Origin of the sequence: Asticcacaulis sp. YBE204 (genome assembly GCF_000495855.1) — a bacterium.
GTDB lineage: Bacteria > Pseudomonadota > Alphaproteobacteria > Caulobacterales > Caulobacteraceae > Asticcacaulis.
Map to the genome: position 1 here is coordinate 74,663 of NZ_AWGF01000019.1, position 10,816 is coordinate 85,478.

The following is a 10,816-nucleotide window of genomic DNA, read 5'->3' on the forward strand; positions in this document are numbered from 1 at the left end:
CTTACTTCTTCTTCCCTTCCTTGCGGCGAACCTTCTCGCCGGCGTAACGCACACCCTTGGCCTTATAGGGCTCGGGCGGACGAATCTTGCGGATCTTCGCGGCCAGTTCACCGACGACTTGCTTGTCGATGCCCTGGATCTTGATTTCCGTTTGCTTCGGCACGACGAAGGTGACACCGGCGGGCGGCGTGACTTCGACGGGGTGCGAGAAGCCGAGCGACAGTTCGAGGTTGGCGCCCTTCATGGCGGCGCGGTAACCGACGCCGACCAGTTCGAGGCTCGATTCGAAGCCTTCGGTCACGCCCTTCACCATATTGGCGATCAGGGTGCGCGAAAGGCCCCACATCGAACGGTGACGCGCCGTTTCGCCACGGGGGGCGACGGACAGCGAACCCGCTTCCTGCTTGACTTCGATTTCTTCTACGACGGTCCAGTCGAGTTGCCCCTTGGGGCCCTTGACGGTGACCTTTTGGCCTTCGAGCGTGACGGTCACGCCCGACGGCACTGCGATGGCTTTTTTACCAATCCGTGACATGGTCTTAATTTCCTGACAGCCGTCGTCTTAGTAGACGCGGCAGAGGACTTCGCCGCCGACGTTGTTTTCGCGGGCTGCGTTGTCAGACATGACGCCCTTGGGCGTGGACAGGATCGAGATGCCGAGACCGTTCTTGACGGGCTTCAGATCTGCGATCGACGAATAGACGCGACGGCCCGGCTTGGAGACGCGGGCGATGTCCGCGATAACCGGCTGATCGTCGAAGTACTTCAGTTCGATTTCGAACTGCGGGAATTCACCCGGCACTTCCAGCAGCTCGTAGCCGCGGATGTAACCTTCGTCCTTGAGAACGTCGAGCACGCGGGCACGAAGTTTCGAGGCAGGGGTGAGCACCTTGGAACGCTTGCGCATGGCAGCGTTCTTGATGCGCGCGATCAGGTCGCTTAAGGGGTCAGAGATAAACATGTTTCAGATATTCCCTTACCAGCTCGACTTCGTCATGCCGGGAACCTGACCTTCGTTGGCCAGCTTGCGCAGCGCAATACGGCTCATGTTGAGCTTGCGGTAGAAGGCGCGCGGGCGGCCGGTCACTTCACAGCGATTACGGATGCGGGTGGGTGCCGAGTTGCGGGGCAGCTTGGCGAGTGCGAGACGGGCGGCGAAGCGCTCTTCCAGGGGAAGGGATTCGTCGATGGCGGCGGCTTTCAGAGCGTCGCGCTTGGCGGCGTACTTCTTGACCAGGGCCTTAACCATCTCGTTGCGGTTGACAGCAGATTTCTTAGCCATTGTCTTATCTTCTCCGCTTACGAGGTGAACGGGAACTGGAAGTGCTTCAGGAGAGCCTTGGCTTCCTTGTCGCTCTTCGCCGTGGTGCAGACAACGATGTCCATGCCCCACATCTGGTCGATCTGGTCGTAGTTGATTTCCGGGAACACGATATGTTCCTTCAGGCCCATGGCGTAGTTGCCACGGCCGTCGAACGAGTTACCGTTCAGACCACGGAAGTCCTTCACGCGCGGCAGCGCGATCGTGATCAGGCGGTCGAGGAATTCATACATACGGTCCTTGCGCAGCGTGACCTTGGCGCCGATCACCATGCCTTCGCGCAGCTTGAAGCCGGCGATGGACTGGCGGGCCTTGGTTTCGGCAGGCTTCTGACCGGTGATGGCGGCGAGATCCTTGATCGCGGCCTTGACCTTCTTGGAGTCGGCAACGGCTTCGCCGATACCCATGTTCACGACAACCTTGTCGAGCTTGGGGACCTGCATTTCGTTCGTGTAGCCGAACTCTTCCTTAAGGGCGGCCCGGATGGTCTCCAGGTAAACGCTCTTCAGGCGCGGGGTGTACTTTTGATCAGCCATTGATGACAGCTCCCGTCGTCTTGGCGAAACGGACCTTCTTGTCACCTTCGATGCGGAAACCGACGCGGGTCGGCTTGCCGTTCACGTCGGCGATGGCGACGTTCGACAGGTGAAGCGAGGCTTCCTTCTGGATGATGCCGCCCTGCGGGTTCGTCTGCGACGCGCGCGTGTGGCGCTGAACGACGTTGATACCCTGAACGACGACGCGGTTCTCGGTCGGGAGAACCTTCAGGACGGTGCCCGAACGGCCCTTGTCCTTGCCCGTGAGGACGACGACCTTGTCGCCTTTTTTAATCTTAGCAGCCATAGCTTAGATGACCTCCGGCGCCAGCGAGATGATCTTCATGTGGTTCTTGGCGCGAAGTTCGCGCGGCACCGGGCCGAAGATACGCGTGCCGATAGGCTCGCTCGACTTGTTAACGATGACGGCAGCGTTGGCGTCGAAACGGATGACCGAGCCGTCCTTGCGCTGGATGTCCTTGGACGTGCGAACGACGATGGCGCGCAGAACGTCACCCTTCTTCACGCGGCCGCGGGGGATCGCTTCCTTAACCGAGACGACGATCAGGTCACCCACCGAGGCGTAACGGCGCTTGGAGCCGCCCAACACCTTGATGCACATGACCCGGCGCGCGCCCGAATTATCGGCAACGTCCAGATTAGTTTGCATCTGAATCATAATTCAAACTTTCCAAAATCTCGCAAAAGGCCCCTGCCCTTACGGGCCGGGCTTTCCACGATAACGATAGAGATTCCGAGGAAGCGGGCCTTAAACCCTATTTCCCCGGAATAAGCAAACGGAAAAATGCCCGACGAAACGATCTGCCGTTATTTGGCAAAAGTTTCGCGAGCATTCCCCGAAATCAACGTCTGCAAGGGGTATTCCGGATGCGCCGGAACCGTCTTGCAAAGGTTTTAGTCACAAGACTTAGGCGGCGTCCTTGGGAAGCACTTCCCAGGTCTTCAGCTTCGACTTGGGCGCGCATTCGATGATGCGGGCGGCCTCGCCGGTCTTGTAGGTGTTGTTCTCGTCGTGAGCGTGGTAGCGCTTCGAAACGCGAACCGGCTTCTTGAAAAGCGGATGCATAACGGTGCGTTCCACCTTTACGACGATGGTCTTGTTGCCCTTATCGGAAACAACCAGACCTTCAAGAATGCGCTTGGGCATGGTCTATTCCTTTTAGGCGGACTTCTGAGCGTTCAAAAGCGATTTGATGCGGGCGACGTCCTTGCGGATTTCGTTCACGCGGTGGGTCTTTTCCAGCTGGCCGGTGGCCTTCTGGAAACGCAGGTTGAACTGTTCCTTTTTGAGGTTCAGCAGTTCTTCCTGGAGCTGGTCCGAGGTCTTGCCCCGAAGATCGGCAATCTTGGTCATGATCTTACTCCGCAGCCGCCGCGACGCCGGCGTCGAGACGGGTCACGACGCGGGTGCTGACGGGCAGCTTCGCCGCACCGAGACGCAGAGCCTCACGCGCGATATCGTCCGGCACGCCGTCGATTTCAAAGAGGATACGGCCGGGAGCCACGCGGGCCGCCCAGTAATCCACGGCACCCTTACCTTTACCCATCCGGACTTCGGCGGGCTTGCCCGTGACCGGGAGGTCAGGGAAGATACGGATCCACACGCGGCCCTGACGCTTCATTTGACGCGTGATGGCCCGACGGGCGGCTTCGATCTGGCGGGCGGTCAGGCGCTCAGGCTCGACCGTCTTCAGACCGTAGGAACCAAAGTTCAGCGTATAGCCGCCCTTGGCATTACCGTGGATGCGGCCCTTGAAGGCCTTACGGTATTTTGTGCGCTTAGGAAGCAGCATAGCGATTAGGCCTCCTTATTGTTGCGATCGCGGCGCGGGCCACGGTTGTTACGGTCACCGCGCTCAGGACGCTCGTTGGACGACGGACCAGAGGCTTCGTTCGCCCAGCGCTTGTCCTGCGCCATCGGATCGTGCTCCAGCACTTCACCCTTGAAGATCCACACCTTGACACCGATGATGCCGTAGGTGGTCAGGGCTTCGGCGAAACCGAAGTCGATGTCGGCGCGCAGGGTGTGCAAAGGCACGCGGCCTTCACGATACCATTCCATACGGGCGATTTCCGCACCGCCGAGACGACCCGACAGGTTCATACGGATGCCCTTGGCGCCCAGACGCATGGCCGACTGGATCGAACGCTTCATGGCGCGGCGGAAAGCGACGCGGCGCTCCAGCTGCTGGCAGATCGATTCGGCGACCAGTTGCGAGTCGACTTCCGGCTTGCGGATTTCGACCAGGTTCAGGAACACTTCGCCTTCGGTGATGACGGCGACGTCCTTACGCAGCTTGTCGATGTCGGCGCCCTTTTTGCCGATCACGACGCCCGGACGGGCGGCGTAGATCGTCACGCGGCACTTCTTGTGCGGACGCTCGATGATGATGCGCGACACGCCGGCGGCGTTCAGCTTTTCCTTCAGAACCTTACGGATCTTCAGGTCCTGATGAAGCAGCTTGGCATATTCCTGACGGGCAGCGAACCAGCGCGAATCCCAGGTGCGGTTGACGCCGAGGCGCAGACCGATCGGATTGACTTTCTGACCCATGTTATGCGGCCTCCGCGCCAGCTTCACGGACGACGATCGTCAGTTCCGAGAAGGGTTTCAGGATACGCGAAGAGCGACCGCGGGCGCGGGACGCAAAACGCTTCATGACGATGTTCTTGCCCACATAGGCTTCGGCAACGAACAGATTGTCGATGTCGAGGTTGTGGTTGTTTTCAGCGTTCGAAATCGCCGAATACAGGGCCTTGCGCACGTCACCGGCGATACGCTTATGCGAGAATTCCAGCTCGTTCAGCGCACGTTGAACCTTGAGGCCACGGATAGACTGGGCGACGAGGTTCAGCTTGTACGGGCTGATACGGATGGAAACCAGCTTGGCGCGGGCTTCGGTCGGCTTGACGCGACGCGGATTGGACGTTTGCGACATGCTTACTTCCTCTTCGCCTTCTTGTCAGCGGCGTGGCCGGGGAAGTTCCGCGTAGGCGAAAATTCACCGAGCTTCATGCCGACCATGTCTTCCGACACGAGCACGGGAACGTGCTTCTGACCGTTATAAACACCAAAGGTGAGCCCCACGAACTGGGGCATGATGACAGACCGGCGCGACCACGTCTTGATGACGTCCTTGCGACCGGAGTCCTGAGCCGTTTCCGCCTTCTTAAGAAGGTGGCCATCGACGAAAGGACCTTTCCATACGGAGCGAGCCATGGATTAGCGAGCCTTCTTAAGGTGACGCGAGCGGATGATGAACTTATCCGTCGCTTTGTTGGTACGGGTCTTGCGGCCCTTGGTCGGCTTGCCCCACGGGGTAACCGGGTTACGACCACCGGAAGTACGGCCTTCACCACCACCGTGCGGGTGGTCGATCGGGTTCATGGCCACACCGCGGACGTGCGGACGGAAGCCCATGTGACGCTTGCGACCGGCCTTGCCGAGGCTTTCGTTCATGTGGTCCGGGTTGGACACGGCGCCGATGGTGGCCATGCAGGTGTCGAGCACCATGCGCAGCTCGCCCGAACCCAGACGAATCTGGGCGTAACCGGCATCACGACCGACCAGCTGAGCGTAGGCGCCAGCCGAACGGGCCAGCTGACCACCCTTGAGGGGCTTCAGCTCGATGTTGTGGATGATCGTACCGATCGGCAGGGCGCGCAGCGGAGCCGCGTTGCCGGGCTTCACGTCGACCTTTTCCGAAGCGATGATCTGATCACCGGCCTTCAGGCGTTGCGGGGCCAGGATATAGGCCTTTTCGCCGTCGGCGTAGTTGATCAGCGCGATGAACGCGGTGCGGTTCGGATCGTATTCCAGACGCTCGACCGTACCGACGACGTCGAACTTGCGACGCTTGAAGTCGATGATGCGATAAAGCTTCTTCGCGCCACCGCCACGGAAGCGGACGGCGATACGGCCACCGGCGCCACGACCGCCCGACTTGGTCAGACCTTCGACGAGCGACTTTTCCGGACGACCTTTGTGCAGTTCGGAACGGTCAACGAGAACCAGTTCGCGACGGCCGGGCGAGGTCGGATTAAAATGCTTCAAAGCCATTGTTAAAACCTCCCCTTACAGACCGGTGGTGATGTCGATCGATTGGCCCTCTTCGAGGGTAACAATCGCTTTTTTGACATCGTTGCGACGGCCCATGATGCCCTTGAAGCGCTTGGTTTTGCCCTTCGTGACCACCGTGTTGACCTTGACGACCTTGACGTTGAAGAGCGCTTCAACGGCCGAGGCCACTTCGTCCTTCGAAGCGTCCAGCGCCACCTTGAAGACGACCTTGTTCTGCTCGGAAAGCAGGGTCGACTTTTCGGTGATGTGCGGGCTCAGAAGCACGTCGTAATTGCGAATAGTAGCAGCCATAACGATTAGGCCTCCACTTTGAAGCGGGCTTCGATCGCCTCAACCGCCGACTTCGTCAGAACCAGCGTCTGGCGGCGCAGGATGTCATAGACATTCAGGCCAGCCGACGGCAGGACGTCGATGTTCGGGATGTTGCGCGAAGCGAGGGCGAAGTTGGTGTCAACTTCCGGACCCGCGATGAACAGAGCGTTCTTCAGGCCGAGCGTTTCGAACTGGGCGCGAAGAGCGGCGGTCTTGGGGGCAGTCAGGACGGCCTGATCGAGAACGATCAGCGAGCCGGTCTTGACCTTCGACGACAGAGCATGACGCAGACCCAGCGCACGGACCTTCTTTTGCAGGTCGAACGCATGCGAGCGAACGACCGGACCGAAGGCGCGCGAACCGCCGACGAATTGCGGGGCACGGCGCGAACCGTGACGAGCGCCGCCGGAGCCCTTTTGCTTGTACATCTTCTTACCCGTACGAGAATTCTCGTTGCGGGTCTGGACCTTGTGCGTACCGGCGCGGCGCTTGGCCAACTGCCAGTTGACGACGCGAGCCAGGATGTCCGAACGGATCTCTTCGATGCCGAAGACGGCATCCGAAAGATCGATCGAACCGGCCTTGCCGTTGTCGAGGGTGATGACTTCGAGTTTCATAATTATTCAGCTCCCTCTTCTTGAGCAGGAGCTTCCTCAGCTTGAACCGGGGCCGTGTCGGCAACGGCAGCCTTCTTCAGACCGGCCGGGAACGGCAGGCCCGCAGGAGCGGCCTTCTTGACGGCGTCGCGGATCTTCACGAACGAACCTTCCGCACCCGGGACAGCGCCACGAATGAAGATCAGGCCGCGCTCGGCGTCCACGCGAACGACTTCGAGGTTGAGGGTCGTGACGGTTTCGACACCGTAGTGACCAGCCATCTTCTTACCCGGGAAGGTACGGCCCGGATCCTGACGGTTACCCGTCGAACCGTGGGCACGGTGAGAGACCGAAACACCGTGGGTGGCGCGCATGCCGCCGAAGTTCCAGCGCTTCATGGCACCGGCAAAACCCTTACCGATGGTCGTGCCCTGGATGTCGACCTTCTGACCTTCGGCGAAGTGATCGGCCGAAAGCTCGGCACCGACTTCGACGAGGGCATCTTCCGACACGCGGAATTCAGCAAGGATCGCCTTGGGCTCGACCTGCGCCTTGGCGAAACGCACGCGCTCGGGGTTCGAGGTGTTTTTGGCTTTCTTGGCACCAGCGCCCAGTTGCAGCGCGGTGTAGCCGTCCTTGTCCTTCGTACGCTGAGCGACGACCTGACAGCCTTCGAGCGAGAGAACGGTGACGGGGGTGTGCAGGCCCTGCGCGTCGAAATAACGCGTCATGCCCAGCTTCTTGGCAAGTAGACCGGTTCTTTTCATAATCCGGCCCCTTAAATCTTGATCTCGACGTCCACGCCAGCGGACAGGTCGAGCTTCATCAGCGCGTCAACGGTCTGCGGGGTAGGATCGACGATATCGAGCACGCGCTTGTGCGTACGGATTTCGAATTGTTCACGGGACTTCTTGTCGACGTGCGGCGAACGGTTCACGGTGAAGCGTTCAATCAGCGTCGGCAGGGGGATGGGTCCCCGCACGGTGGCACCGGTGCGCTTGGCCGTATTTACGATTTCGCGTGTGGAATGATCCAGTACGCGGTGATCGAAGGCCTTGAGCCTGATGCGGATATTCTGACGATCCATATCGCTCTTATTCCAAGTTAAAGGGTTTGCGTATCCCGCGTCCGTTGAACCATTTCAAAGACCGGCTTCGATCTTCTCCCTTGTCGCGCACGTGTTTCCAAAAACCGAAAACACTTTTTGGCGTGCGCTTCAAAACGAGACCGACGCGATATCCGCAAAAAACAAAGCCACGCAGGGGTTGCCTGCGAGGCCATTCGGAAAGTCTGAACAGAGTCATCTGAAATCAGATGAGGCCGTACGACTTAATTTCGTAGTATGCGGAACGCGTTTAACACCGAAGTGTCACGGCCGATCCAACAGAGGTCGCGTATATGCCTAAGGAGTCCGCCCGCGTCAACCCCTTAAGCCACAAAAGTTTCAGGCTAAGGCTATAATCGGCCATATCTCGCGTCAGGTATCCGAAAATGCGAAAAGCCCGCCCCGGCGCATAGGCAGGGTCGCGCTTTTAACACCTCGATAACGAGAATTTAAAGGTCGATATTGTCGTTGACAGCACCTGCCGCGACCGCGCCTGCGGCTATGGGCTGGCGCAAACGGCTGAAGCCGCGACGAATCAGGGCTTGCAATGCATGTCGCCGTCCCTTCGGACAGGTTTCGCAGGCCCGAATCACACGCATCCGGCGCCGCAGGGACAGGCGCAGGCTCTTGAGACGCGGCGACAGACTTTCCACTACATCCCCCACGACACTCAGCAGAAGCGGCCGCGCCGTGACCACGCCTTCGAGACAGGTCTGAGCCGGTGAGGTCATGGTATGCTTGTAGCTTTCGCCACCCGCACCGAAATCGACGCGGGTCACACCCATGCCCGCGCCGTGTTCCATGATCTTCAACGCAAGAATAATACCGGGGCTGTAGCGGTGATAGGCTTCGGCATAGGCCGGGAACCAGAAATGGATATAGTCGCCACGCATCAGGCAGATTTCCGCGGCCACCAGATGATTGCCTTCGCGCAGGACGCCGACGCGCAGACCGAAGCCTTCATCCTGACGGCGCGCCAGTTCGCTCAGCAGTTTCAACGTCCAGCCGCAGCCGAAAACGTCGTGCATGCCCGACCGCGCATATTGCTGGCGCTTCTGATCGATGACCCATTGCAACAGGTCGGGTGTCACGCGTTCGAACGCAAACTGAAAGCCGCCGAAATCGCGCTCGGCATTGCGTCCGCAACGACCCAGGTTTTTGTAGAACTTGTGGTGCAGCGCCTTTTGCTTGGCGAAGTAAGCATCATAGCCGTCGGAAAGGTCGGCGATCTGGGTCACGACGCTAAGGGTGCGCGCGGTGGGCTCCATACCTCCTACCCACCCCTGAAACTCCAGCCGGTCGGCCTTGAGCGTTTTCAACAGCAAACGGTAGTCCATCTCGAAACCGACATCGCCGATGATCCCGTGATAGTCGGTGAGCGGCGCGCCCAAGGGCTGCAAGGTCCGCCCGCGTATCTGGTAGGGCAGAAAGCCTGCCACCTCACCCGCTTCATCGCGCAGACGCGCCACATAGGCATCGGGAACGCTCAGACCGATATCCATCACATAACGCACGTCGAAATACGGGCCGATCATGTCCGGGCGGCGGGCCGTGAAGCCCTCCCACGCGGCGATATCGTCACCGGTCAGGGCGTCCGGCGCGACGACCTCGATCGATTTCAATCTGGACATTCGGTTAAACCCCATAAGACTTGGTACACGTCTGTATCAGGACGAGGTTTAAATGCGGCTAACAGTCAGGGTTAATGCTTTGCCTCTATGGTATTCCCGCACAGGATATGACGTCCGGAAGGATTAATCCGCATCGCTTTCTGAGGCATTAAACCGCCTATCATCCGGTTTATCATGTGTGTTAGAGCGGAATATGGACACAGACTCAGAACGCCAGCGGATCGAACACACCCTGCGCACCGCAGGTATCGATCCGACGCAACCGGGGTTCTACAGCCATCCGGCCTTTATCGAACTGTGCGCCGCCGATCCGTCCTGTATCGAACTCTACGGTCGCTGGGTAGATCTGCGCCCGCGCGATGCCGCCTATGAGGCGCGGGTGCGCGAGATCGTGCCGCGCCTGTGCGATATCATCCTGTCGACGCTCAAGGCCGATGGCTGGGAAGGGGCCTGCGTCGATGCCGCCTCGATGATGATCCGGATGCTGGAGCGGCTGGGTATATGGAGCTACGGCATACTGGGCTCGACGACCTTTATCGTTGAGCCCGAACATATCCGCTGCGGTTTTTACCGGCATGATTTTCAGGATTTTCCGATGGCGGTGCTGGGCCACGCCTGGCTGATCGCGCCGCCGTTCCGGCTGGTCGATCCGACCGTCTCGCAACAATGCTGGGGCGACGATCCGGTGCGCCACTTCCTGCCGGGATTCATTGCAACGGAGGATGTTATCGATACGACGCCGGACGTCAGCGATGTGATCAGCTGGCGGATGCGGGAATATTTCGCCTCGATGGACAACTACGTCTGGGATGAACATCTGCATCTGAGGCTGCAACCGAACCTGCCGGTTTTCGGACAGCATTTCCCGGCGGTTCAGTATGAGGATGGCCATCTGCAAACACGGTATGTGCCGATCAACATACTCTTGCCTGGCGCGCCGCTCGAACTGCTGAACAGCGACGGCTATATGGGCCGTCCGGCCATCGCCATCTGGCGCGATCTGGTCGCACCGGCGTTTGGGGTGAAGGCGTAGCGCTGTCGCCCCCCTCCGTCTCATCGCCTGACGGCTCCGATCCACCTCCCCATCGCTGTGCGACAGGGAGGAGGGAGAAAACAAAAAAGCCCGCTGAGGTGACTCAGCGGGCTTTCATTTGTCTCGGACAGTCATGGGGTCAAGGGGCCTTGCGGCCCCTTGCCTTGACTAACCTCAAAC

Annotated in this window: 19 protein-coding genes; 1 reads left to right on the top strand and 18 read right to left on the bottom strand. The window is 59.6% G+C overall.

Annotated features, from left to right (window positions below; all coding sequences use genetic code 11):
• Position 1 precedes the first annotated feature (1 nt).
• The 18 genes from rplF to AEYBE204_RS37775 form a co-directional block, all read right to left on the bottom strand.
• Positions 2 to 535 (bottom strand): 50S ribosomal protein L6, encoded by a 534-nt coding sequence (gene rplF / locus AEYBE204_RS37690; protein ID WP_023463845.1) that lies wholly within the window; start codon positions 533 to 535, stop codon positions 2 to 4.
• Between the two features lie 27 nt (positions 536 to 562).
• Positions 563 to 961 (bottom strand): 30S ribosomal protein S8, encoded by a 399-nt coding sequence (gene rpsH, locus AEYBE204_RS37695; RefSeq protein ID WP_023463846.1) that lies wholly within the window; start codon positions 959 to 961, stop codon positions 563 to 565.
• 15 nt (positions 962 to 976) lie between these two features.
• Positions 977 to 1,282, bottom strand: a complete 306-nt coding sequence (rpsN, locus tag AEYBE204_RS37700; RefSeq protein WP_023463847.1) for a 30S ribosomal protein S14 — start codon at positions 1,280 to 1,282, stop codon at positions 977 to 979.
• Positions 1,283 to 1,299: 17 nt separating this feature from the next.
• Positions 1,300 to 1,857 (bottom strand): 50S ribosomal protein L5, encoded by a 558-nt coding sequence (gene rplE / locus AEYBE204_RS37705; protein ID WP_023463848.1) that lies wholly within the window; start codon positions 1,855 to 1,857, stop codon positions 1,300 to 1,302.
• Positions 1,850 to 2,164, bottom strand: coding sequence for a 50S ribosomal protein L24 (rplX, locus tag AEYBE204_RS37710; protein ID WP_023463849.1), 315 nt, complete (start codon positions 2,162 to 2,164; stop codon positions 1,850 to 1,852). The genes rplE and rplX overlap by 8 nt, the downstream gene beginning before the upstream one ends.
• A 3-nt stretch (positions 2,165 to 2,167) precedes the next feature.
• A complete protein-coding gene (gene rplN, locus AEYBE204_RS37715) occupies positions 2,168 to 2,536 on the bottom strand; it encodes a 50S ribosomal protein L14 (RefSeq protein WP_023463850.1) in 369 nt (122 codons plus the stop codon).
• 249 nt (positions 2,537 to 2,785) lie between these two features.
• On the bottom strand, positions 2,786 to 3,025 hold the full coding sequence (gene rpsQ, locus AEYBE204_RS37720; RefSeq protein WP_023463851.1) for a 30S ribosomal protein S17: 240 nt from the start codon (positions 3,023 to 3,025) through the stop codon (positions 2,786 to 2,788).
• Between the two features lie 12 nt (positions 3,026 to 3,037).
• Complete coding sequence (rpmC, locus tag AEYBE204_RS37725; RefSeq protein WP_023463852.1) at positions 3,038 to 3,232, bottom strand: 50S ribosomal protein L29; 195 nt, start codon at positions 3,230 to 3,232, stop codon at positions 3,038 to 3,040.
• Between the two features lie 4 nt (positions 3,233 to 3,236).
• The gene (gene rplP, locus AEYBE204_RS37730) at positions 3,237 to 3,671 is read right to left on the bottom strand and encodes a 50S ribosomal protein L16 (RefSeq protein WP_023463853.1); all 435 of its coding nucleotides are present in this window, start codon (positions 3,669 to 3,671) and stop codon (positions 3,237 to 3,239) included.
• Positions 3,672 to 3,676: 5 nt separating this feature from the next.
• Complete coding sequence (gene rpsC / locus AEYBE204_RS37735) at positions 3,677 to 4,432, bottom strand: 30S ribosomal protein S3 (protein ID WP_023463854.1); 756 nt, start codon at positions 4,430 to 4,432, stop codon at positions 3,677 to 3,679.
• Between the two features lies 1 nt (position 4,433).
• Positions 4,434 to 4,817 carry a 50S ribosomal protein L22 gene (gene rplV, locus AEYBE204_RS37740; RefSeq protein ID WP_023463855.1) on the bottom strand — a complete coding sequence of 128 codons (384 nt, stop codon included), beginning with the start codon at positions 4,815 to 4,817 and terminating at the stop codon, positions 4,434 to 4,436.
• A 2-nt stretch (positions 4,818 to 4,819) separates the two neighbouring features.
• Positions 4,820 to 5,098, bottom strand: coding sequence for a 30S ribosomal protein S19 (gene rpsS / locus AEYBE204_RS37745; RefSeq protein ID WP_023463856.1), 279 nt, complete (start codon positions 5,096 to 5,098; stop codon positions 4,820 to 4,822).
• Positions 5,099 to 5,101: 3 nt separating this feature from the next.
• Positions 5,102 to 5,938, bottom strand: a complete 837-nt coding sequence (rplB, locus tag AEYBE204_RS37750; protein ID WP_023463857.1) for a 50S ribosomal protein L2 — start codon at positions 5,936 to 5,938, stop codon at positions 5,102 to 5,104.
• A 15-nt stretch (positions 5,939 to 5,953) separates the two neighbouring features.
• The gene (locus AEYBE204_RS37755; RefSeq protein ID WP_023463858.1) at positions 5,954 to 6,250 is read right to left on the bottom strand and encodes a 50S ribosomal protein L23; all 297 of its coding nucleotides are present in this window, start codon (positions 6,248 to 6,250) and stop codon (positions 5,954 to 5,956) included.
• A 5-nt stretch (positions 6,251 to 6,255) separates the two neighbouring features.
• On the bottom strand, positions 6,256 to 6,888 hold the full coding sequence (gene rplD / locus AEYBE204_RS37760; protein ID WP_023463859.1) for a 50S ribosomal protein L4: 633 nt from the start codon (positions 6,886 to 6,888) through the stop codon (positions 6,256 to 6,258).
• A gap of 2 nt (positions 6,889 to 6,890) precedes the next feature.
• Positions 6,891 to 7,634 carry a 50S ribosomal protein L3 gene (rplC, locus tag AEYBE204_RS37765; RefSeq protein WP_023463860.1) on the bottom strand — a complete coding sequence of 248 codons (744 nt, stop codon included), beginning with the start codon at positions 7,632 to 7,634 and terminating at the stop codon, positions 6,891 to 6,893.
• Between the two features lie 11 nt (positions 7,635 to 7,645).
• A complete protein-coding gene (rpsJ, locus tag AEYBE204_RS37770; protein ID WP_006273890.1) occupies positions 7,646 to 7,954 on the bottom strand; it encodes a 30S ribosomal protein S10 in 309 nt (102 codons plus the stop codon).
• A 467-nt stretch (positions 7,955 to 8,421) separates the two neighbouring features.
• Positions 8,422 to 9,603 carry a GNAT family N-acetyltransferase gene (locus tag AEYBE204_RS37775; RefSeq protein WP_052019513.1) on the bottom strand — a complete coding sequence of 394 codons (1,182 nt, stop codon included), beginning with the start codon at positions 9,601 to 9,603 and terminating at the stop codon, positions 8,422 to 8,424.
• A gap of 193 nt (positions 9,604 to 9,796) precedes the next feature.
• On the opposite strand from AEYBE204_RS37775, the gene AEYBE204_RS37780 reads away from it, so the two are divergent.
• On the top strand, positions 9,797 to 10,636 hold the full coding sequence (locus AEYBE204_RS37780; protein WP_023463862.1) for a hypothetical protein: 840 nt from the start codon (positions 9,797 to 9,799) through the stop codon (positions 10,634 to 10,636).
• Positions 10,637 to 10,816 lie beyond the last annotated feature (180 nt).